This window comes from Embleya sp. NPDC020630, from assembly GCF_044334985.1.
GTDB lineage: Bacteria > Actinomycetota > Actinomycetes > Streptomycetales > Streptomycetaceae > Embleya.
Map to the genome: position 1 here is coordinate 1 of NZ_JBIRUB010000014.1, position 22,518 is coordinate 22,518.

A 22,518-nucleotide genomic window follows, 5' to 3' on the forward strand; every position below is an offset into this window, starting at 1 on the left:
CCACCCCCCAGGTCATGCGTTCGACAGGGGGCAAAAGCCATGCCGGACCCGGAGGCCAGGAGCCCCATTTCAGGACCACGAAAAAGGTAACGGGGCAGACTCGACTGTGTGGATTGTTCGCAGCAGACGGGAGGCTTCCCATGCCGGACCTCAAGTTCGAACGGAAGAGTTCGTTGTCGCGCGCCGAGGCGGCCGCGTTGCTCTCCGCTCTCGCGAGCGCACTGACGCGCGGAGGGGAGGTCGAGTTGGAGCTCGGTTCGAGCGTGCTGAGCATGCGTGTTCCCGACGAACTGCGCACCGAGGTCGAAGTGGAGGCGGACGACGGCGAGATCGAGCTGGAGCTCGAATTCAAGTGGTCGACCGCGCGGGCGACTGATGCGGCTCCGAAGCCGAAGCCGAAGTCCGGGTCGAGGTCGGGCGAGGCTGCGTCGACGGGTGACAGTCGAAAACCCGGCTGAGCAACTACGGGTCGTCACCCCGTGGCAGGCCGTGATTCCCGGTCCTGCGCACGGATCGATGCACCACTACCGGACCCGCGGCCGGCACGCCGGCACACCACCCGGGAGAGGGCATCGTGACGAACCGCTTCTCGCTCATCTCCGGGCACGGGTTCGCAGCTCTGGAGCATCGGTATCGGAACTCCTACGCGGTGATCGCCGCCACCCGCCGAGACGGCGCGGCCGAGCGCACACCCCGTGGCCCGGACCGGGCGCGAGGAGCATCGCGCGCCCGGTCCGGGCCACGAACGCCGGCCGCCGGACGACTACTTCGAGGTGGGGTGCTGCGCCGAGAGGCCGACCCGTCGGACCGCAGGCAACGGCGACGGCGGGGTGCGCGTCTACGGCAGCTTGAGCGTGTTCTCCGGAGGCCGAACCACGGGGAGCGATCCACGCCCTCGCCCGTGCCGTGCGGCCGTGCCGAGGCGGTCGACTCCGCCGTGAGGGTGGCGGCGAACGCTCTCGGCCCGTTGCCGTCGGTCACTTCCCCATCAGCATGAACGTCGGTCCGCACACCGGGCTGGTCGAAGTCCTGGTGATTGCCGGGAACGTCGGACCGGGCCGGTCGGTGTTGGGAGGTGAGTCGGCGGCAGGAATCTCACCCACCGCCGCTCTCAGAACCGTGCGTGAAAGTCTCCCTTCACACGGCTCCCGTTGTTGAACCGGTAGGCAGTGCTCCGTGTCGCCAATGGGCGAACATGCCGGGATAGATTGATGCAATCTCGGCGAGCTTCCGACGGACCTTCCGAGCAGCCCGCCGGTATTGTTTGAACTTCCTTCGCGCCCATTTCACCAGAAACGGGTTGATCTGCTGCTCCAAGAAGCGAATCAACCTGGACTTGTAGAAGCGCCCGTAGTAGTTGATCCATCCGACCACGACGGGATTGATCATCGTGGCGATCTCCTTGAAGCTCAGCGTGGTCCTGCGACCCAACCTCGACCCTCGGATGACCTCGGCCATGGACTTCATGGCCTGTTTGCTCACTGCGGGGAGGAAACCCGACTTCAGTCTCCCGTCCCGCAGTCGGGCGGGTCGACGACGGAACGTGAACCCGAGGAAGGTGAATTCCGTGATCGGATGGTGCAGATCACGGCCTTCCTGCTTGCAGTACACGATCCGCGTCTTCTCCGGATGCAGGTTCAGGCCGAAGCGCCGTAGTCTGCGCTCGATCAAGTCACGGACGAAGACCGCCTGTCTCTTGCTGGCACAGTGCACCACGACGTCATCGCAGTACCGCTCGAATCCGACCGATGGACACTCTCGATCCAGCCAGGAGTCGAGAGCGTAGTGCAGGAACAGATTCGACAACAGCGGCGAGATCGCGGAGCCTTGCGGCGTTCCTTTGACCCGCTCGACGAGCGTTCCGTCGGCCTGCCGAACGGGGGCGACCAGCCACCGTTTCACATACAGCAGTACCCACGGAAGTTCGGTGTGTCTGCCGACCGCAACGAGAATGGGGTCGTGCGGTACGTTGTCGAAGAACCCCTGGATATCGAGGTCGATCACCCACGGGTGACGCCAACACCGCTGTTTGCACGACTCCACCGCGTCCCACGCCGACCGCCCCGGACGATAGCCGTACGAGTCCCTGTGGAAGATGGCTTCCACCTCGGGCCCGAGAGCCATCGCCACCGCCGTCTGGGCGATCCTGTCGGCGACGGTGGGAACTCCCAGAGTTCGCACACCGCCCCCGCGTTTCGGTATCTCCACCGCCCGGACGGGCGGAGGGAAATAGCTTCCCGACGAGAGCCGATTCCAGAGCCTGTACAGGTTGTTCTTCTCATCCTGCGCGAACTCCGTCAGCGACTGCCCGTCCACACCGGCCGCTCCTCTGTTGGCCTTGACTCTCTGATATGCGTTCCACACCAGAGACTTCGGGATGTCAAACGGTTTGCCTGCCGATCTCGTGTCGGTCATCCGATTCCTCCCATTCCTGGTTGATCGTCGATCGACACCCAACAACACGCCCCCTTCGCTCCGCTCCCATTACGGGAACTTCGACGCTACTACGGGGCGTTCCGCCCTCCTGGCGCGCGACCGGTACTCTGCCGCTCACAGGCTTTCGCCGCTTGCGGCTCTCCCTCTCGCGATCCGCCTCAACCAGCGAATCGTGGTTTCGCACCGAGGAGTTCTCCTGTTCCGTTGTGAAGCCCGGACCGAGCTCGCGCCGCCTTCATGCCGGACACCGCCAGACCAGTGGACAGGTTCCCGTCTGGCTTATCCCAGGACAACATTGAGGCCCTGGTTCTGATGTCGTTTGGCTTAACGACACGTCATCAGCGGTTCACTCACGTTCGCCTTCTCGGCCCACACCTGCCGCATCTCGTGCGACTTTTCCACGACGCTCACCACCACGGCTCATTCACCGCAGCAGCTCGTGGTGGTTTGACACCCGCACCTGCATGCCGATGCCGAAGGACCTACCTTCATCTCCACAACAGCACGACAATGGAAGCTTTGTCTTCTACACCGAACCTCCATCATCTTCAGGACACACCAACGCACTCACCGAGTTCATGGGGTCGACGCCGGACGACCCGGGCTTCGAGGGCAGCGGGGTCTGCCCTCGGAGGCGCCCCCGCGGACATCCACCACACGGCACGATCGCGGGATCATGGCCGCCTCCCCGTCGGTGTAGGAGGTCGGGCTCATGTGGCAGCGGAAGCGCGGCTCGCGCGAACACGCCGGTCGGGACGACCACGCGCATCGCCCCCGCCGCCCCGACCGCTCCCCGTCCCCCAGCCCGCTCACCAACACCACCGCGTCCGCCCTTCAGAGCTCAGTCGGCAACGCTGCCCTCACCCGCATGCTCCGCGCGAGCCCGACCACCGCCGCCCCGCCCCCCGTACAGCGCGTGAACGGCGCCGACGGCGACCAGCCCGCGCAGAACCCGCCGGCGGTCCAACAGCCCACGCCCGACCAGGTCATGGCCGGGATCACCACGCTGGTCGACAACCCGCCCATGGTCAACTACGGCGCCCGCCGACAGGGCCGTGCACACGGCGAGTTTTGGATGCGTTTCCCCCGTTCCAAGCAGGGCGAGGAGGCGGAGGAGACCCTGTCCGAGACCAGCGCCCTGCTGTTCGACAGCATGAAGGCCGCCCAACAGCAGGCCCGCGCCGATGACCCGGACAACGCCGCCGAGGACACCAACAACCGTGAAGTGCAAGGGATGTTGATCAACGACCGACTCGTGTTCGCCACGAATTACAACTCCTCGATCGACATCCTCGTGGGCCAGGGCACAGAGGCGGTCGGGGAGGAGCCCACCCTGCGGGAGCTGCTGCAGTTCCAGCAGAGCGACGAGGACCGCGTCCGGGGTCTGCGCGGCCACGAGGCGGAGAACCTGCTCGCCAAGCTGGCGAGCTTCCGCCGCAAGCACGAGGCGATCTTCAGCGGGCAGCGCGGCGCGGGCGAGCAGGGCCGAGGACCGGACGCCACCGCCATGGCCCTGCGCGCCAAGGTCGACGCCCCGGTCGTCGTGGTGGACGTCGAGGACCCGGATCTGCACACCATGCTCACCGATACCGACCACGAGGGCCGGGTGTTCCTGCTCCGCTTCGCGGCGCTGGACCCCAGAGCCAAGACGAAGGGCAAGAACAGGGGCGCGCCGACACAGGAGGGGTCGGTGCACGCGGAGCAGAAGTTGCTGCTCGCGCTGCGGCAGGCCGGCATCCACCCGCGGCGCGACGTCCGCAAGCCCATCGCCATCATGGGCAAGTACCGTCCCTGCATGGGCTGCGCGGCGGCGCTGATGTACTACCGGGAACGACTCGGGTTCGCGGGGCTGCGTTTCGACGAGAACTACGGACACTATTTCCAGGGGTCCGTGGACTCGCTCTACGCGCACCAGCGCCACGTCCTGGACGCGGACTACTACACCTACATCCGCCAGATGGTCCGCGACGACATCACCAGCACCCCCGCGATGGCCAACGAGGCGGCCCCGCAGGGCGCGCAATTCCGGCGGGGCGGCCCCACCCTCAGGGTGCCCGGACGCTACGCGTCCCGCCAGGCCGACGTGACCCCGCCCACCAGCGACGCCGAACTCGACGACGACGGGATGTACACCCGCGTCCGGCGACCGCTGGCCGACACCTGGACGCTGGACACCGCCCCGGCCGGGATCGGCCAGGGGTCGGCGACCCACACCATCCCGCGCCGCAAGTACGAACGGCTCACCGACGAACAGGCTCAAGAACTCCATACCCTGTGGAACGGCGCGAAGGGCGCGCCGCCCGACGACGCGAGCCGGCGCCGGGCACTGGAACTCGCCGACGAGTACAACGCGCGCGACCGCATGACCTTCGAGTATCTGGGCGGCGTGGTGAACATGGACCCCGGGCGCTTCGGCGGCTACGTCGCCCGCTATCGCAGCGACGGCCATTGGACGCACATCCCGTCTCGGTCCAACAAGTTGGAGAGTGAGCCCAGGAGTCGCAAGAAGGGCGCGCCCGAGAAGCAGTTCACCAAGGGCGGCGACCTGGACGACGACGGCAGGAACATCATCAAGGGGGTCATCCGCGGCCTGCCCACCAATACCTGGTCCACCGAGTGGGAGCGGTACCACCGCGGCACGGCCCGCGGCGAACTCAATCCCACCAAGGCGCCCGACGACCTGCTCAGGACCCTCGCCCAATTGCGGCGCGATCGGGCCTACAACGTGCCCAGCATGTCCAAGTACCTGCACACGGGCGAGAAGGGCGACAACCTGCGCAAGGCGATCAGCCGCAAAGGCGAGAAGCTGCTCGCCGAGTACGAGGCGTCGTCCTCGAAACCGGTGAAGACCGAGGCCGACGAGACGACCTCGCCGCCACCTCCGCCGAGGCGCTCGGCCGGAGGCGCCTCGTCCCGTTCCCGAGGCGGACGCACGGAGCGGTTGCCCATGCGCCCGGCGCCGAGCTCGCACACCGGTCAGGCCGAAAGCAGCTCCGCCGGCGCCGGGCGCCTGCAACCGGTCCCCCAGGTCCCGGGCTACACCCTGCGCATCGACATGTACAACAACCAGCCGTACTACGTCGACGAGGACACCGGCTACCACTATGCGCTCATCAACGGTCGCATGGTCCGACTGGAGAGCCGGGACGACGTCGAGATGGAGGACGACTACCGCTGACTCGCCGGGGCACCTGCCTCGGCGTGGGACCGGGGCACACCGTGAGGTATCGGCCGGGCTACGCGCCTTCGGGCGGGCCGTCCTGCGGCACGGGGCCGCTCATCACCCTGCGCGCCTGTGCCTCCGCCGCCCGTTCCCAACGGTCGCCGGGGTCCGAGACGGACAGGCCCCGATGGTCGATCTCGCCGCCGACCGGGCCCGCGCGCTGCTGGAGGTAGTGACCCAACTCGTGGGCCAGGGTGTGCTTGTCGTTGCCGCCGGCCCCCACCACGACATGCTCACCGGAGGTGTACGCGCGGGCGCCGACCTCGGCGGCGGAGCCGCGTGCCGAAGGTCCGCTGTGCAGACGCACTCCGGAGAAGTCGGCGCCGCCGAACCGGGCCTCCATCTCCGAGCGCACCGCGCGCAGGAAGCCTTGGGTGTGCCGAGGAGTTCGGCGGCCCGGCGGGTGGTGTAGGCGGGGTAGTGGGCGTCGTCGAGACGACTGGGGCTGTCTGCTGTCATCGCACCTCTCTGGTATCCGTGTCCGTGTTCCATGTGCGTGGCACGCCTGGAGGGGCCCTGGCGCCGTTGGCACCAGGGCCCCGAAGGAACTGCTACACCACCTGCCGGCCCTGACACTGCGCCGGCCTGTTTCCGCAGGCCCGACCGAACTGCGGTCGGGGGTACGGGGATCGCGGATTCGTGACCGGAGACCACCTCGCTGACGATGTCCTCTGCGGTACCCGGGCCGTCACGTGCGCCCGGGCGATCCGATGGCGCTTTCACTCCCTCGTTGTTTCCTCGTTGACCATCTTGCGTACTGCGGTCCATCGGTTACTGCGTACTGCTACTGTGGGTTACTGCGTATTGCCGTTCTGCTTTGGTACTGCCGGTTCTGCTTTCCTGCGTGCTGCGGGTGATGCGTACTGCTCGGTGGCCCGTGACGGCACCACCCCTGCTTCGGCAGCCGGCCCCGATCGCCCGTCCTGCGTTCGCTTGGCGTGGAACCCCACTGCCGAACCTCCCGGTGCGCGCGTCCGCAGCCGACGCCTTCACCGAGGTGCTGCTCGTCTACCCGACTGCTGTACCGCGAACTGCACTTGCGGATACTACGACTGCGTGAACTGCGATCCCGCTCATGGCGGCCCCGGTCGTCGCGGGCCACCCGATGCGTCCGTCAGTCCCGTCGCCGTCCTGCGACAACCCTGGCTTCGGGACTCCACAAGCGCACCGTCCTGCACACTGCTCCTGCGGGTACTGCGTAGTTCAACTGCGCTACCACGGCCGGTAGTTCGTCTCTGCCAGGCCCTTCGGTCTCTCTGGGCTACGAGAGAAACCATAACCACAGCATCACCTGATGTCTACTCTGGTGAGCATAGATTTTCGTGTGATCCACGGTGAGACAATCGACCGCGAGCGGCGATGGCACGGCCGGCGAGTCCGCCGTCGGCGGGGTCGGCAACCGCCGGCCCCGGCTTCGGCCATCCCGCGTTCCGCCGGGTCACCCGCGCCGGACTCGACGGCGCACACGATGCGCTGGTCGCAACAGTCGGCGCGATGCCCCCGACCGATCGGCGGGGCGCGGCACACCGCGATCGACACCTTGGCCTGCCCGCCCACGCCGAAGACCATCGCCCCGGCCGCCGTCGACGTCGCCCGGAGGGGCGTCACCCCGGGCGCGGGTGGTCGTCGGGTTCGGGTGTGGTGATCCGGCGCATCCCCGTCGCCGGGCCCGCCGCACCGGACCGGCCCATCCCCCAAGGCCGACCGGGCGTACCGCGGACAGGCGCCGGGCGGTACGACGCCGGCACCCGCCCGCGGCCGGCGGCCTCGGGACCAGGGACGGGATCCGGAAGGGGCGGGACCCTGGAGAGGTGGCCAGGACGAGTGCCCGGCGGTGCGATCGGTGCGGTGGTCCGCTGCCCGAGGGGTCGCTGCCCTCCCGCCGGTTCTGTTCTGCGGCCCGCCGAACGAGGGAGTGGCGACTATGGCGCGCGCGGACCGCCCCGGACCGCCCGGATCGCTACTCGGGCGGGTCGAGTGTGCGGGGCCGGGCGTTCCACCGCTTGCCGGCCGGCGCCCGCTCGGGCGGTGGCGTAGCCGTCGCGGGTCGCCGCGCTCACGTGTTGCCGGGCCATCGGGGCCAGGATCCGCGGGTGGGCGCGCAGGGCCGGGTGGTCGCGGTAGCCGGCCGGCACCTGCGCAGGGTGGTGATTCCCGGCAGCACCGCAGTCGACCGCCGCGTCGATGTCGGGGATGACCCTGGGGCCTCCTCGGGGTGGAACCAGGGACCGGCCAGGGGCGGACCCGATGGGAATCCGGCCGCGCGGGCACCACGATGGCCCCTGGGGCGGAGAGCGCAGTGGATTCGAGTCCGGCGGTGGCCGACGACCGAACGGTCGCGGCAGGAGCACGGCGGGCTCGGTGATCATGGCGCGGTCGATCGCCGGGACTTCAGCACCTGTCTCGTTCCATGTCGACACCGCGCGGGAGGGATTCCGCGAGTCTTCCTCGGGCCGCTGGCTTGATGTCCGCGAGCTCGAAGCCTCGACCTGTTTGAACCGACCATCGAACACACCTGGGAGCGCTGCAACAGATGATCGAAGCCAGAGGGCTCACCAAACGCTATGGGACCAAGCGGGCGGTGGATCAGCTTTCCTTTCAGGTGCGTCCGGGCTCGGTGACCGGCTTCCTCGGGCCCAACGGCGCGGGCAAGTCGACCACCATGCGGATGATCCTCGGCTTGGACGAGCCGTCCGGCGGTGACGTCACGGTCAACGGCCGGCCGTACCGCAACGTGCGGGCGCCGCTGCGGGAGATGGGCGCGCTGCTGGACGCCAAGGCCATGCACGGTGGGCGCACCGCGTACAACCACCTGCTGTGCCTGGCGCAGAGCAACGGGATCCCCCATCGTCGGGTGGACGAGGTCCTGGGCATGGTCGGACTGAGCCAGGTGGCCAGGAAGCGTTCCAACGGCTTCTCGCTCGGCATGGGCCAGCGGCTCGGCATCGCCTCGGCGCTGCTCGGCGATCCCGGGATCCTGATGTTCGACGAGCCGGTCAACGGGCTCGACCCCGAGGGCATCCTGTGGATCCGCAACCTGATGAAGCAGTTGGCCTCGGAGGGTCGCACCGTCTTCGTCTCCAGCCATCTGATGAGCGAGATGGAGGTTACCGCCGACCACCTGATCGTGATCGGCGCCGGCAGGATGATCGCGGACACCTCGATGCGTGACTTCATCGAGACGAACTCGCAGGCGTTCACCGTCGTGCGCTCGCCCGAGGTCGAGCGGCTCAAGGCGCTGATCGAGGGCAAGGGCGCGCGGATGAGCCCCGATCGGGGCACGCAGGGCTCGTTTCGCGTCCACGACATCGACCCCGCGGGGATCGGTGACCTCGCGGCCGAACACGGCATCGCGCTGCACGAGTTGTCGCCGCGGTTCGACTCGCTCGAAGAGGTCTACATGCGGCTCACCCAGCACAGCGTGGAGTACCGCGCCGGCGTCCCGGGCGGCCCCCCGCCGGGCATGCATCCGGCGATGGCGTCGGGGACCGTCCCGCCCGGCTTCGCGCAACCCGGCAGTCCGCCGCCCGCCCAACCGCGGCCCGGTGCCGCGCCCGCCGGTTCACCGTCCACACCCCGATCCGACGCAAGCGAGGGCTGAGCGATGACACGGAACACGCCTCCTCCCGTGCCCCAGGACGCCCCGCATCCCTCCCCCGGGCAGCAACCCATGCCCCGGCAGCGGCAGTTCGGGCAGCCCCCCGGCGGACGGGCCCCCCACTCGCCGGTTCACCAGGGTCGGCCGGGCGGTCGACTCGGGGGTGGCAACGCGGGCTTCGGCCGGGTGCTGCTCTGCGAGTGGACAAAGATCCGCACGGTGCGCTCCACGGTGTGGACGCTGCTGGTGGTGGTTGTGCTGATCCTCGGCCTGGGGGTGCTGTTCGGCGCCGTCGCCAAGCCGAAAGCTCAGGACGACTACATCTCGATCTCGCTGATCGGCGTGATGATCGCGCAGATCGCGGCGGCCACGCTGGGCGTGCTGACCATCTCGGCCGAGTACACCACCGGCATGATCCGCACCACCTTGACCGCCTACCCGCGCCGAATCCAGGTCCTGGTCGCCAAGGGGCTGGTGTTCGCCGGCCTGATCTTCGTGGTCGGTCTGGTCGCCACCACCTCGTCCGCGCTGATCGGCGACGCGATGCTGACCTCCCGGTTCGGCGACTCCGTCGCGCAGGACTCCGACTTCTTCCGCAGTGTCGTGGGCAGTTCGCTCTACCTCGCGGTGATCGGCCTGTTCGGGCTCGGGTTCGGCGCGTTGCTGCGCCACTCGGCGGGCGCGATCACCGCGCTGCTGGGCGTCATCCTGCTGCCGATGATCATCGGCCCGATGCTGCCGTCCGGCGGCGACAAGGTGATGGAGTATTCGCCGATGTTCGCGCTGATCAAGCTGATCGACGGCGGCGGCGACACGGGCGGACCCGGCCCGTGGCCGTCCCTCCTGCTGATCGCGGGCTACGCGGGAATCGCGTTGATTGCCGGCGGCGCGCGGTTGACAACCCGCGACGTGTGATCTGCGCGCCAACAGAAGTGTCGTCTTCAACAATGCTGCTCGGCTCGCTCGTGGACGCGGCGATGACCGACGACGACGCGCCCGGCCTGAGCCATCCGGCGTTTCGCCGGGCTTCCGGCGCCGGACTCGACGGCGCGAACGATGTGCTGTTCACGACGGTCGGCGCGATGTCGTCGGGAGATCGGCGAGGCGCGGCGAACACCGCGATCGACACCTTGGCCGGCTTCCCGGGCCCGGCCGGCCCGCACTGAAACACCGGCCCGGCCACCGTCGACGTCGCCCGGGGCGTACCCCGGGGGTGGGTGGGTCGTTGGATCCGGGTGTGGTGGTTCGCCGTCTCCCCGTCACCGGGCCGGCCGCGCCGGATCGGCCCATCCCCCGAGGCCGCCGGGCGGGTCGTGGGCGGGTGTCGGTCGGTGACATCGGTGTCCCCGATCTCGTGGACCCGTGGCGCACGGTGCACGTGCCGCCGGCCCGGCGGGACGCGGGCGCGTTCCTGCGCGCCGCGCCCGAGTGTTCGGCCTGGACCGGACCGGCGGCCAGACGAGCGCGCTGTACGTGGCGTGCGAGAACGACGCGTTGCGGGCGCAGGTGATCGAGTGGCTGGAGCGGGCGGGGACCCCGGTGCTCGTCGTGCGGGGGTTCGGCAGCCAGAGCTACGTCCAGGTGGTGCGCGAGCGCACCGGCCGCGACCCGCGCCCGGCGGAGTTGCTCTACGTGGGTGATTTCGACTGTTCGGGCGAGGACATCGAACGGGACTGGGTCGCGCGCACCGGGTGTTGGGCCCTGGTGGAACGCGTCCTGCTCACCGGGACCAGGTCCTCGAACGCGACCTGCCCGCTGAGGCCGGCAGCATCGGCGATCCGCGTTGGCCGGCGTTCGCGCGCCGGTACGGCCTCGATCCGACCCGGCCGGTGCAGTGGGAGGCGGAGGCGCCGGCCCCGACCGAGCTGCGGCGCCTGGTCCTGGCGGCCGTCGCCCCCGTACGTGAACGCCACCGTCCTGGCCGAGCGCATCGCCGAGGAGGACCGACAACGCGAACGCCTGCGGGACTTCACCCGCCGATGGGGCACCGACGGGCAGGAAGACGACTCGGCGTAGACGGCGCGGGAAGCAGGTCGGGGCCGGCTTCCCGGAGGCGGGTGGCGGTTCGCTCGAATCCCGGCGTCGGTGCCTTCGGCCGGGCGAGGATGTGGGCTCCGTCTCCTACGGGAGGGGCGGCGGCGTGGCCGAGCACATCGAGGACCGGGAGCACGACGAGCGGGGCGGCGGCGGTGGCGTCGGCGGCCGAGCGCATCGCGGCCGAGGTCGCCGACGGGCGGTGGATCGTGGCCCCGGCCCGGACGACGACGAGGTCTTTGCCTCGTCCGGCCGCGCGGGACGAACTGGTGCGCGCGGTGACGACCCGAATCGCTGGGCCGTGTTTCAGAAGTGATCTTCAGTCGCCGCTGAATATGAGGTAGCGGTGCGGCTTGTGCTCGAGCTGCTCGGTCAGGGCAAGCACTTCTGTGGCGGCCTCGATCTCGGCCTCGGTTGCCGAGGTACTGTCGATCAGCGTCTTCAACTCGGGGACCAGGAACCGCATCTGTGACTTGTTGAACCAAGTGTCGTCATAGGGATCGACACAACCGAGCATCGGCAAGGCCAGAGTCTCGGCTCGTCGGCACAGGTCATTGATCGCCGGGTGCGTGCAGACTGCCGGGGTCTGTCCGGTGTAGGTCCGCACGTTCACGCTGATCGGCATGCCGTCACCGTAGTGCCGGCAGCGTCGGGCGGCGACATCGTTTCCGCAGCGTGCGGCTGTGGGTCACAGCCACTCGTCGATGACCGCGACGGTGATGGTGGCTTCGAATCGGACGGCGGGTTCGTCGTACCCGGCCGCCACGGCACGGTTCCTCCTCAGGCGGTTGATACCGCATTCGACCGCGTGGCGGGCCTTCTGCTCCTCGCGGTCGACCGCCTGTGGCGGCCGGAGCGCCGGGGAGCAGGGCGGTGTTCGACCGAGCGATCTCGCCGAGGGGTGTCCCAGGGAGGAAGCCCGCGCTCCGTGGCGGGTGTTCGGGCACCTGACCAGGGGGAACGGTCGTATGCGGCCGGATGTGTAGGCAACACATATGGCAATACGTATGGCAACACGGTAGGCACCCCACCGCCCGGGTCCCCGGTTTCAAAAATCGCCCCCGTTCGAGGCGGCCGGGCCGGCCATCGCTCACCCGCGAGCGCGTGTTCGACCAGGACCACGGCGTGCGCGGCGCGCGGGGACGACCCGGATCGCTGATCGATCGGGTCGGGTGTGCGCGGCCGGGCGTTCACCGCTCGCCGGTCGGCGCCCGCTCCACCAAGTCGACGGCGCGCTCCGTCGCGGCGACGCGCAGTCCATGGTGAACGGCTTGCCGTGGAGGGTCAGGACCTTCGGGTCGGTGTCAGGCTGCCACCCAACCGCTGCCACCACGCCGATCACTCACAGCAGCGTCGGGGCCGTGTGGCCGGCGCGGGAATGCCCCGTTCGCACGGCCCCGATGGCTATCGGGCTCGGGCCGGGTGTCTGCCGGCCCGGTGGTCAGCCGATCTCGATGCCGCCGGTGCCGATGGGCAGGACGGGGAGGGTGACTCCCGCGACGGTCAGCCGGAGGCCGGCCGAGCTGCCGGAGGGGGCCAGGACCGCCGCTGCCGGCAGGGACAGCGGGAGCGCGCCGGCGACGGTCACGGTCGCGGTGCCGTTCAGCGTCGCGGTGCCGGTTCCGGCGGAGCCGGTGGTCGTGGGCAGGTCGATGTCGATGTCCAGGACCGCCGCGCCGAGCAGCAGGCAGGACACCTCGCCGGCGGCGCTCCCGCCGGTGGTGACCTCGGCGCCGGTGCCGCACAGGCCGCCGGTCAGGCTGACACCGAGCAGGGTGGTGGAGAAGGTGCCGGTGGTGGCTGCGGCTGCCGGGGTCGCGGAGGATCCGCCGGTGGTGGTGGAGACGGTGACGTGCCCTGCCAGGAGGGTGCCGCCGACGGTGGTGGTGTTGTAGGTCAGGGTGAACGACCCGGTGCCCTTGCCGCCGTCGGTGGTGGTCAGGGTGAACGACCCGGTGCCCTTGCCGCCGTCGGTGGTGGTCAGGGTGAACGGGCAGGGGCTGGTGACGCCGCCGATGCGGCAGTTTGCGGTACCGGTGGCGTGGGCGGTGCCGGAGGCGGTGGTGTAGACGTCGGTGAAGGTGGCACCGCCGAGGTGGACGTCGGCGGCCTGGTCCTCGAACACCAGGTGCCCGGTGACGGCGCCGGAGGCGGTGGTGCGCCGGACGGCCACGCCGAATTCGCCGGCGTGTGTGCCGACCGGGATCCGCCCGGCCCCCTGGAGCCGGACCAGGGTGTTGACGTAGCTGTGTACCGGTCGGCCGTGCCGGTGGCGCTGGTGCCTCCGGGGGTGGTGACGGTGACGTCTACGGTGCCCAGGGCGTGGGCCGGGGCGGTGGCGGTGGCGGTGGCGGTGATGGAGGTGTCGCTGTTGACCGTGAACGAAGTCGCCGCAGTTCCGCAAGCCGGGACCGGTCGGCCCCGGGGTCGACGTCCGCCCCGGTCCCGGTCGGGTCAGATGCGCCAGGACCGCAGGTGCTCGGCGACGGTGTACACGTCGGCCTTGCCGGTGTCGACGGCGCGGGCGAGGTCGACGAGCGCGCCGTACGGCGGATCCACGCCCTGGTCGGAGGCGGCCATGTAGGCGACGGCGACACCACACGCGAACAGGGCGTTTCGCGCGGGCAGCGGCCGCAGCCGGATCAGGGTGTGCAGCAGGGACGCGGCCCGCCAGGCGGGATCGGCGTCCTCGCCCAGGCGGGGGGTGTTGACGCGGTGGCGGGCGACGGCCGCGACCAGACCGGAGTAGTCGTGGACGTCGGGCCCCTCGGGCAGGACGTCGGTCTGGCGCTCGAGGAGCCAGCGCAGGTCGATGTGGAGGATCACCGGGTCAGGCCGCCCCGCGTCGACGGGCCCCGGTGGGGGCGTCGTCGGGGAACGCGTCGTCGAACGCGGTCGTGTGCTCGGCGGTGAAAGCGCGCAGGACCGCGGTCATCGCGGCCAGGGCGCGGCGCTGCGCCAGGTCCTCGGTGACGGCCTCGCGGACCAGGCTCTTGAGGGTGACACCGCGGGCCTTGGCCGTCTCGCGGAGTTCGGCGAGTTCCTCGTCGCTGAAATCGATGTTCAATGCGGGCATGGCCCCAGCATACGTTCGAGGTACCGGAAAGGGAAGAAACCCAGGTGGGAGGGCATGGTCGTGGGTACCCGGCGTCGACGCCGCAAATGTGGTCGACCAAGGCCCCGAAATGCGGATCGCGACCGAACGCGAACCGCCCCGGGCACGCCTCACCGCACAGGCGTGCACGACGAACGGTGCCCCGGTCGCATCGAGTCGGGGGCGACCGCCGGGGAACGGGGACGCGGCGGTGGAGGGCGACTCGTCGGAACGCCCCTGGACGGGCAGCCCCGCGACAGCGGTACCGTCTGTCCTTTCCCCGACCCACCACAGCGGTCCGGTCGGCCCGTGTCAGCCGGTGACACGCACCGTCGAACAGGCACAACGACCCCCACCGCCGCCGCCCAACCGCTGTCACGACGCCGACCATTCACACCACCGCAACCACACAGGCGCGACGGCCACGCCGTCGGCACCGAACCGACACGAAGTTGCGGCCGCCAAGCGGCAACAGCCGTCTCGAACGGGTGGTCTTCCTGGAAACGAACCTGTGCCCGCCCCGCGCGCCTGCGGTCGGTGTGGAGCAGGCCCTCGTCGTTCGCGACGTCCCATGGGGTGCAACAGCCGTGGCACGCACGGGGCTCGGGAGATGTCGAAGCGCGGTGTGTGCTGCCGGCTCAGCACACGTGAGGCCAACGCGGGGGCGGCGATGTGCCGGCGTTGTCGATCACGAGCACGCCCGGAGGCCCGAGGGCTTCCAGGAGTGTGCGGTCGGCCGCGTCGGTGCGGTTCGTCGGGCCCGATGGCGACCCGGTCTTCCGCGGATCGAACCCGCCCGCGCCCGGGCGGTCGCGTCCAACGATCCCCGGGGGTTGTCGAGGCCGGGGCCGGCGGCCCGTCCGGCGCCGTTTGCCGGGCGCGGCCGCCGCCGAGGCCGCGCCGCGCAGGGGCAGCACCAACTCGGCGCCACGGGCGAGCGGCAACCGTGACACACAGGTCCAGTTCGCCGACCGCCGGGTCGTACCACCAGACCGAGTACGTGCGGAACAGCCCGGTCCCGGTCGAACCGTCGGCTCCCCTGCGACTGCCGTGGCCGTACCCACGTCGTAGGACATGTCTTCCGCAATGGATCCCGGGTTCGAGTCGAGCCCTGGCCAAGCCCGAACAGGGCGGGCCGGTAACGACGTTGCCGCGTTCGCCCCCCGTGACCCGGGGCGAACGGCGTGATCAGGGTGGCGTTGACCAGAGCGGATCGGGCGAACGCGGGGTCGTCGACATGGTCCAGGACGAGAAGTCACCCGTGGTGGTCGGCAACCGGCGAATCGCGCGTTCGGCCTGCAACTCGGCGGGCAGTCCGACGAATCCGGGTTGCGGGGCGCGTGCCGGCGCGGCCGGTCCGCGTCGCAGAGCGTGGCGGCTCCCGGCTCCGGAAGCACCCCTCAGTGACCCGTGTGGTTCCCCGCCCACACCGCCGGGGTCCGGCCCGACCAGGGGCTTGCCTGTTCGAGTTGTCCGGCAAGGCGGAAGAGGCGACCTTCGAGCCCGTATCCGGCGGCGAACTGCATACCGATCGGGAGACCCGTCTCCGCGTCGGCCGTCACCGGCACCGACATGGCGGGCGTACCCGCCACATTGAACGCCACGGTGAACGGCGAAAGATCCAAGAGGTACCGAAGCCGGCCGAGGCCGTCCAGCGTCTGCGCGTCCGCCGCGTGAGTGCCCAAGAGCACGGGAAGCTCCGGCACGGTAGGGGTGAGCAATATGTCGTGGGCGCCGAAGTACCGCGCCAGGCTCCGGGCGATCCGGTTGCGGACTTCGAGAGCGGTGACGAACTGGGCACCGGTGACCCGCTGCCCGTAGTGGTAGCCGGCCAGGGTGGGCGGCTCCAGGGTCGAGGAGTCGATGGGGCGGTCGAAGGCGGCGGCCAACTCGTCGACCGAGGCCGTCAGGTTCGCCGTCCACTGCCGGGCGCTGGCCAGGACGAACTCCTCCCAGTCGACCCCGAGGTCGACCTCGACCTCCTCCACCCGGTGGCCGAGTCTCACTCAAAGTCGGCTTTCTGTTACGTTGAGCGATCAAGGCTGTCGGCGACAAGGCTCCGTACGACCGCCCGCCGAGTCCCGCCCGCCGTCCGAAGGAGCCGGATGCCCAGGTACTGCGTGGAGAGCAAGACCGTCTTCGTCACCGGCGCCGCCGGTGGGATCGGAGCGGCAAGCGCGAAGGCCCTGCACGCCCGGGGTGCGAACGTGGTGCTGACGGGACGCAACCCCGACTCCCTCGCGCGTCTGGCCGAATCCCTCGGCCCGGCGCGTACTCTCGCCATGAGCGTCGATGTCACCGACGGACACGCCCTTGCGGAAGCCGTCGACCGCACCGTCGACCGCTTCGGTTCACTCGACATCGTGTTCGCGAACGCGGGGATTCCCCCGAACCCGCCGGCCACCGTCGCCACCATCGACCCCGACGATTTCGAACGCATCGTCGAAACCAACCTGCTGGGCGTGTGGCGCACGGTCCGTGCCGCTCTTCCCGCCGTCACCGCGGCACGCGGCCACGTCCTGATCACCTCCTCTCTCTACGCCCACCTCAACGGCGTCCTCAACGCTCCGTACGCCGCGTCCAAGGCGGGCGTGGAACAATTCGCCCGCGCCCTGCGCACCGAACTGCGTGTCCACCACACCACCGTCGGCATCCTGAACCCCGGCTGGGTCGACACGCCCCTGACCACCTGCGTGTTCGGTGGCCACCCCGTCGCCACCAGGATGCTCGCCACGATCCTGCCCCGCCCCCTCCGCACGGCCATCAGCCCCCAGGCCGTCGCACGTCGGGTCGTCACCGGCATCGAGAATCGCTCGTCGAGCATCAACGTCCCCCGACGCTTCGCTCCGATCTCCGCCTTCCGGGGCGTCATCGCCCCTCTCGGCGACCAGTGCCTCAACCGCTACACCACTCTGCAAACACTCCTGGCCCAAGCCGAGAACACTCCGAGCCCCACCCGCCGACCGCCGAACCGCCATCGACGCGTCCCGTGACCGCCACTCCTCACGGCGAGAACGGCAGAACCCTCCGAAAAGCATCGGCGCCCTGACCAACGCGGCGGCCGCCCACGTCCTCGTCGTCACGGGGCCGGCAGGATCTGCGCCACGTGCTGAGCGGCCCGGTCCCGGCCGGGAACTTCGCCGGCCCGGCGGCATCGACCGTCACATGGGTGCACGAGATCCGGACCCGCGCGGAACGGGGTGAGGCCCTGCGCCGCGCCCCCCGGCCCGATCCTCCTCTTACACCTCACCCCTGCCGGTGCCGTGCCCGAGGCCGCGCCCGGCCGGCGGCCGTGCCGGGGTCGTCCGGGGCATCCATCTGGCCCGACGGTTGGGTGGGGCCATACGGCTTGGGCGGGTTCTTCGTCATGTACGGACCCGGGCCGCAGGCGGAGCCGTGTGCGTGGCTTTCGTCACACAACAGAAGGTAAAACGGGCGATATCCAGCAAAGTTCACAGAACTGCCATAACGCCATCACAGGACGAATGCCGTACAAACGTTTAGGCCGGTCACGACCGCGAGCGGCATCGAACGTCGAGTCGACACGAGGGAGCAGAGCACATGCGGATACGCGTCCGGACGGGTCGAACGGCAGTCGGCGTTGCCGGCGCCGGCCTGATCCTCACACTCGCCGCGTGCGGCATGGGCAACCCGGCGCCCCACACCGAAGCCGCCCCCGCGAAGACCGCGGACACAACCTCCCAGCTGCGTGTTAACCCTGACACGACGTCGACCGGCAGCGGCACCACAGACTCCGCGACACCGAACCCGACGGCCCCGACGGCCCCGACGACGCAGACCCCGACCTCCGGCACTGCGAGCACGTCAACGCCGACCACCGGTTCGCCCGGCGCGAAGACCCCGTCGACGCGGACCCCCGGCACCGGGACCCCCACGCGCACCCCCGGCACCGGCATCTCGAACACGGGGACCCCCGTCGACGCGTCGATCAGCCACGGCACCGAGGACGGTGGCAGGTCCATCGCCCTGACCTTCGACGACGGCCCCGACCCGACATGGACGCCGCAGGTTCTGGCGCTGCTCGCCCGGCACAACGCCAAGGCCACGTTCTGCATGATCGGCCCCAACGCCCAGGCCCACCCCGAGCAGGTCAAGGCGGTCGTCGCGGCCGGGAACCGGCTGTGCGACCACTCGATGCACCACAACACCGCGCAGAGCAAGGAGTCCGTCGGCTACAACCGCAACGAGATCGAGCAGGCCGACCGGCTCATCGAACGGGCCGCCGGACCGGGCGCGCACATTCGGTACTACCGCGCCCCCGGTGGCGACTTCACGCCGTGGATCCGCGACATCGCCGTCCACAACGACCTGCGGCCGCTCGGCTGGGGCATCGACTCACAGGATTGGAAGCGCCAGGGCGCGGACACGATCCTGCAAAACATCACCGGCGAGCTGAAACCGGGCCGCATCCTCCTGATGCACGACGGCGGCGGCGACCGCTCCGAGTCGGTCCAGGCACTCGCAAAGCTGCTGGACCACCTGGACGCCCACGGCTACACATACAGCTTCCCGCAGGCGTAACCCGGGCAAGGCCATGTCGGGGCCGTGTAGGGGCCGGATATCCACCGGCCCCGCCACCGCGCACGCCAAGACAGGCTCCGACACCTCCACGGAAGGCCGGCTGCCTCGCGGTGAGGCGCCTCGAAGACCGGAAGGCAAAGGGCACCCGCGGCGAGCGCCCTGGCGCCCTCCTGGATGCTTCCGAACGTCGGACTGCCGTCGGCACTCACCAGCTGCTCGCCGCTGATGCTCACGGTCCCGGCCTCACCCGAGGCAACGATGTCGGGCATGCGACCACGCCGTGTGGCGGAGGGTTCCACCCCTCTGCATCACGGCATGGGGACGCGTCACCAACGCGCGTGCGTACACCGAGGAGTCCAAGCCGCGCGGCTGCATGATCGTGCTGTCCGCGACGAACTGCTCCAAGGCGAACGCGCCTGTGCGCGAGCACGTGGCGAGCGTGCGCAGGGAAGGCATCGACGATCTGACGCGGAGACTGTGCCAGGGCGTGCGCGACGGTGATGTCCCGCCCGGCGTCGACGCCGCCGGCGTCGCCTCCTTCTATGGCGCGGTCATCCAGGGCATGTCCGTTCAGGCCCGCGACGGCGCGTCACGCGCGGACCTGGAGCGGGTCGCGGCGTACGCGATGGCGGCGTGGGACGCGGTTGTCGGCGACACGATGTGCCCGGGTTCAGCCGACCTGGGAACGTGCTGACCTCGACCGAATTCCGGTCGGGTGGGCGCGGGTTCGCGCAGGCGGGGGCCACCGGCACTCGCGGTCGTCTCCGACCACGGGTGGGTACCACAACGCCCGGACCGACGCGGCCTGTCGGCCGGCGACCGGCGCCGCCTCGTTCACGTCCGGGACGGCGAGACACCCGGCCGCGTCGTCGAGTTCCCGCGCGCCGATCCGTGCGCACGATCGCGGCCGAACTCGACCGCCGGATCGTCGCCGCCGGCCGAGCCGATGCCGCTTGCGGTGCCGGCGGCCGACGCGCGGCCGGGGACCGGGTCCGCGCCCATACGGGCTGCGCGCCCGGGAGGGCGCGTAGGGCCCACCCGTGATCGAGTCGATGGGCGGTATTTATCGAATATGAAATCCCCAATTGACATGCTTTACGGCAGACACAGCCGACATTGCGTTCCATATATTCGACTGTGATTACGACGCCTCATTCCGTTGACTCTCCACATCCGCTTGAATACGCTCCGCAGACCGATTTGGCGCCGTGGGGAGCGCCTGATTCGGGCGGAAATGACCAAGAAAACGAAGCGCCTCGTCCGGGTTCCGGCTCCAACGTCCGGCCGGTGAACGGCACGAACATCGTGGGTTCGGTCGGCGGCCGGTGGGACGACTACTACGGTAGTTCGAGTGGTCGAGCATTTCGCGGCGCAAGGTCTTACGGTGATGTGTGCGGCCGATGCTCGCGGAAGCGCCGCAGCCAGGTGTGTACGGACTGCCGCGACGTTCCGTACCGGCGGGCGACCTCGGCCGGCGGCGAACCGTTCAGGACCTCCACCACCGCCCGAAACCGGTGCTCAACCGTCCGGTGCCTCGTCGGTGCCGCCGCCCCTTGGTACCTCGCCCAACCACTACAACGACCACCAGCCGTCACGAATGTGGCCGGACCGTCTACCCCACGGATACGTGAAATGCCTTGTCGGGACCTTTGGTGGCGCGTCACGCCGGTGCGGCGGATGCTGAAAGGGAATACCGACGCGGTTGGAGGCGAGGATCATGGCGACCACGAAGCGATGGACCGTGGACATCTTCCTCAGCGAGAATACCGAGGACGATGTCGCGGACAAGGTGACGGTGCGCACGCACGCGGAGGCACGGTTGCGCACCGAAGCCACCGCCGGACTGCGGGGCAGAGGCGATGCCCGCAAGAGTCCCGTCGATCCGAACATCCCGGAAATCGGTGACGAGTTGGCGGCGGCACGAGCCCTGTCGGACCTCGCCCACACACTGCTGCACAACGCCGCCCGGGACCTCGAGGCAGTGGCCGGCAAGTCCACGGCACGGCCGCCTGCGCCGCCCTGGGTAGACCCCGCACGCTGAGGATCGGACCGCCCACCGTCGGCCCGGCGGACCACTTCCTCGATGAGCCGGCGCCTGTCACGCCTCGCCGCCCACGTGGGTGACGCGGTCGTCGCCGACGCGCCGCTGCACGTCCGTCAGCAGGAGGTGAAGCAGTTCCGTCAGCTGCCGCCGCCGGTCGGGAGTGAGTCCTCCGATCAACTCGGCTTCGCGCAGGAGCACTTGGTCCACGGTGGCCTCGACAAGATCGTGCCCGGCCGCGGTCAGGGTGACCTGGACTGTACGGGGGCGCCCGGTGCCGGGCCGCCGGGTCACCAGGCCCTCCCGTTCGGCGCGGGCCACCCGTTGGGAAATGGCCCCGGCCGTGACCAGGGCGCGCCGTCCGAGTTCGCGGGTGCTCAGCGTGTACGGAGGGCCGCTGCGGCGCAGGACGCTGAGCAGGTCGAGTGTCGCGGAGTCCACCCCGGCGTTTGCCAGCACCCTGCGCCGGTCGTCGCCGAAGAGCTTGGCGAGCTGCCAGATGGGGGTGACGATCGCGATCGAGTCGGCCGGAGTGCCGGGGCGCTCGCGCTCCCATGCCGCGGCGATGTCCCGCGCGGAATCGCGCCCGGCGCCGCCGTCGCCGTTCGTCGCCTGGGGTTCCTTTGCCACGGCTCACTCCCACTTGTATGTTTAGATCTAAATTTAGATCTCAATGGAGAAGAATCGGGAGTCAGCATATGACACGCACCATCATGGTCAGCGGCGGCGGAACGGGCATCGGCCGGGCGACCGCCCGGCTCTTCGCAGAGCAGGGCGAGAGGGTGATCGTCACCGGTCGCCGCCCCGGTCCGCTCCAGGAGCTGGCGGAAGAATCCGGCGTCCGCGCGCTGGTGTGCGACCACACCGACCCCCGAGCACTCGACACCCTCCTGTCCGATCTGCCGGACCGGATCGACGTCCTCGTGAACAACGCCGGCGGGAATACCGACTTCGACACCGATGAAGCCACGGACCTGGTCGCGTACGCCCGGAACTTCCGCGCCAACCTGGACGCGAACCTGGTGAGTGCCGCACTGACCACGAAAGCGCTGCACGACCGGCTCGCCCCCGACGGCGCGGTCGTCCACATCGGCTCGATCGCCGCCGACCAGGGAGCCGGCTCCTACGGGGCCGCCAAAGCGGGGCTCGCCGCCTGGAACCTGGACCTGGCCCGCGAGCTCGGCGCACGCGGCATCACCGCGAACATCGTCTCGCCCGGCTACATCGCCGACACGGAGTTCTTCCGCGACCGGCTCCCACAAGCCCGCCGCACCGCCCTCGTCACAGCCACGGCGACCGGTCGCGCCGGCACCCCCGCGGACGTCGCCGCCGCGGTCGCCTTCCTCGCCTCCCCCGGCGCCCGCCACATCACGGGCCAGGTGCTGCACGTCAACGGAGGCGCACACAGGACCCGCTGACCGGAGCGGGACACGAGAAGAGCGTCATGGCCCATTCCAACCTCCGCGGCCTCGGAACACGCACCTGAGAAGCGGGCCACCGGTACCGGCCGCGGGGCGCGTCCACTCCCGACGGCGGGGCCCGGTCGCGCG

The 22,518-nt window shown here is 69.9% G+C and carries 20 protein-coding genes and 2 pseudogenes; 12 read left to right on the plus strand and 10 right to left on the minus strand.

What is annotated here, in order from left to right; all coding sequences use genetic code 11:
- Nucleotides 1-140: 140 nt before the first annotated feature.
- Complete coding sequence (locus ACH4XV_RS34625) at nt 141-458, plus strand: amphi-Trp domain-containing protein (RefSeq protein WP_395796295.1); 318 nt, start codon at nt 141-143, stop codon at nt 456-458.
- Between the two features lie 679 nt (nt 459-1,137).
- Here the strand turns inward: ACH4XV_RS34625 and ltrA are convergent.
- Nucleotides 1,138-2,415 (minus strand): group II intron reverse transcriptase/maturase, encoded by a 1,278-nt coding sequence (gene ltrA / locus ACH4XV_RS34630; RefSeq protein WP_395796296.1) that lies wholly within the window; start codon nt 2,413-2,415, stop codon nt 1,138-1,140.
- 733 nt (nt 2,416-3,148) lie between these two features.
- Here ltrA and ACH4XV_RS34635 point away from each other — a divergent pair.
- Entirely contained in the window at nt 3,149-5,614 is a 2,466-nt protein-coding gene (locus tag ACH4XV_RS34635; RefSeq protein WP_395796297.1) for a hypothetical protein, read from the plus strand.
- 58 nt (nt 5,615-5,672) lie between these two features.
- On the opposite strand, the gene ACH4XV_RS34640 is transcribed toward ACH4XV_RS34635, so the two are convergent.
- Both ACH4XV_RS34640 and ACH4XV_RS34645 read right to left on the minus strand, forming a co-directional pair.
- Nucleotides 5,673-6,014: a DUF4157 domain-containing protein gene (locus tag ACH4XV_RS34640; RefSeq protein ID WP_395796298.1), complete on the minus strand. Its 342-nt coding sequence runs from the start codon at nt 6,012-6,014 to the stop codon at nt 5,673-5,675.
- 1,567 nt (nt 6,015-7,581) lie between these two features.
- Nucleotides 7,582-7,794, minus strand: a complete 213-nt coding sequence (locus ACH4XV_RS34645; RefSeq protein ID WP_395796299.1) for a hypothetical protein — start codon at nt 7,792-7,794, stop codon at nt 7,582-7,584.
- Between the two features lie 398 nt (nt 7,795-8,192).
- Here ACH4XV_RS34645 and ACH4XV_RS34650 point away from each other — a divergent pair, with 398 nt between their 5' ends.
- From ACH4XV_RS34650 to ACH4XV_RS34670, 5 genes are all read left to right on the plus strand, one after another.
- Entirely contained in the window at nt 8,193-9,260 is a 1,068-nt protein-coding gene (locus ACH4XV_RS34650) for an ABC transporter ATP-binding protein (RefSeq protein WP_395796300.1), read from the plus strand.
- A gap of 216 nt (nt 9,261-9,476) precedes the next feature.
- A complete protein-coding gene (locus tag ACH4XV_RS34655; protein WP_395796301.1) occupies nt 9,477-10,172 on the plus strand; it encodes an ABC transporter permease subunit in 696 nt (231 codons plus the stop codon).
- Nucleotides 10,173-10,204: 32 nt separating this feature from the next.
- Nucleotides 10,205-10,423 carry a hypothetical protein gene (locus ACH4XV_RS34660; protein WP_395796302.1) on the plus strand — a complete coding sequence of 73 codons (219 nt, stop codon included), beginning with the start codon at nt 10,205-10,207 and terminating at the stop codon, nt 10,421-10,423.
- A 196-nt stretch (nt 10,424-10,619) separates the two neighbouring features.
- Complete coding sequence (locus ACH4XV_RS34665) at nt 10,620-11,273, plus strand: hypothetical protein (protein WP_395796303.1); 654 nt, start codon at nt 10,620-10,622, stop codon at nt 11,271-11,273.
- A gap of 124 nt (nt 11,274-11,397) precedes the next feature.
- Nucleotides 11,398-11,607 carry a hypothetical protein gene (locus ACH4XV_RS34670; RefSeq protein ID WP_395796304.1) on the plus strand — a complete coding sequence of 70 codons (210 nt, stop codon included), beginning with the start codon at nt 11,398-11,400 and terminating at the stop codon, nt 11,605-11,607.
- Between the two features lie 3 nt (nt 11,608-11,610).
- Here ACH4XV_RS34670 and ACH4XV_RS34675 read toward each other — a convergent pair whose 3' ends face one another.
- The 5 genes and pseudogenes from ACH4XV_RS34675 to ACH4XV_RS34695 all read right to left on the minus strand — a co-directional run.
- Nucleotides 11,611-11,916, minus strand: coding sequence for a hypothetical protein (locus ACH4XV_RS34675; protein ID WP_395796305.1), 306 nt, complete (start codon nt 11,914-11,916; stop codon nt 11,611-11,613).
- Nucleotides 11,917-12,732: 816 nt separating this feature from the next.
- A complete protein-coding gene (locus tag ACH4XV_RS34680; protein WP_395796306.1) occupies nt 12,733-13,464 on the minus strand; it encodes a hypothetical protein in 732 nt (243 codons plus the stop codon).
- Nucleotides 13,465-13,745: 281 nt separating this feature from the next.
- Entirely contained in the window at nt 13,746-14,117 is a 372-nt protein-coding gene (locus ACH4XV_RS34685; protein ID WP_126639099.1) for a toxin Doc, read from the minus strand.
- Nucleotides 14,118-14,121: 4 nt separating this feature from the next.
- On the minus strand, nt 14,122-14,367 hold the full coding sequence (locus ACH4XV_RS34690; protein ID WP_126639098.1) for a hypothetical protein: 246 nt from the start codon (nt 14,365-14,367) through the stop codon (nt 14,122-14,124).
- Nucleotides 14,368-15,785: 1,418 nt separating this feature from the next.
- Nucleotides 15,786-16,385, minus strand: a pseudogene (locus ACH4XV_RS34695) (amidase family protein); the annotation flags it as partial.
- Nucleotides 16,386-16,490: 105 nt separating this feature from the next.
- Between ACH4XV_RS34695 and ACH4XV_RS34700 the strand changes: the two are divergent.
- The 3 genes from ACH4XV_RS34700 to ACH4XV_RS34710 all read left to right on the plus strand — a co-directional run bounded on the left by ACH4XV_RS34700 (nt 16,491) and on the right by ACH4XV_RS34710 (nt 19,621).
- Nucleotides 16,491-17,378, plus strand: coding sequence for a short-chain dehydrogenase/reductase (locus tag ACH4XV_RS34700; RefSeq protein WP_395796307.1), 888 nt, complete (start codon nt 16,491-16,493; stop codon nt 17,376-17,378).
- Nucleotides 17,379-17,946: 568 nt separating this feature from the next.
- Entirely contained in the window at nt 17,947-18,927 is a 981-nt protein-coding gene (locus ACH4XV_RS34705) for a polysaccharide deacetylase family protein (protein WP_395796308.1), read from the plus strand.
- A gap of 280 nt (nt 18,928-19,207) precedes the next feature.
- On the plus strand, nt 19,208-19,621 hold the full coding sequence (locus tag ACH4XV_RS34710) for a TetR family transcriptional regulator C-terminal domain-containing protein (RefSeq protein WP_395796309.1): 414 nt from the start codon (nt 19,208-19,210) through the stop codon (nt 19,619-19,621).
- A gap of 688 nt (nt 19,622-20,309) precedes the next feature.
- Here the strand turns inward: ACH4XV_RS34710 and ACH4XV_RS34715 are convergent.
- Nucleotides 20,310-20,456: pseudogene (locus tag ACH4XV_RS34715) on the minus strand (helix-turn-helix domain-containing protein); the annotation flags it as partial.
- Between the two features lie 188 nt (nt 20,457-20,644).
- On the opposite strand from ACH4XV_RS34715, the gene ACH4XV_RS34720 reads away from it, so the two are divergent.
- Nucleotides 20,645-20,968, plus strand: a complete 324-nt coding sequence (locus ACH4XV_RS34720) for a DUF1876 domain-containing protein (protein ID WP_395796310.1) — start codon at nt 20,645-20,647, stop codon at nt 20,966-20,968.
- A 57-nt stretch (nt 20,969-21,025) separates the two neighbouring features.
- On the opposite strand, the gene ACH4XV_RS34725 is transcribed toward ACH4XV_RS34720, so the two are convergent.
- Entirely contained in the window at nt 21,026-21,598 is a 573-nt protein-coding gene (locus ACH4XV_RS34725; protein ID WP_395796311.1) for a MarR family winged helix-turn-helix transcriptional regulator, read from the minus strand.
- 68 nt (nt 21,599-21,666) lie between these two features.
- Here ACH4XV_RS34725 and ACH4XV_RS34730 point away from each other — a divergent pair, with 68 nt between their 5' ends.
- Complete coding sequence (locus ACH4XV_RS34730; protein ID WP_395796312.1) at nt 21,667-22,386, plus strand: SDR family NAD(P)-dependent oxidoreductase; 720 nt, start codon at nt 21,667-21,669, stop codon at nt 22,384-22,386.
- Nucleotides 22,387-22,518 lie beyond the last annotated feature (132 nt).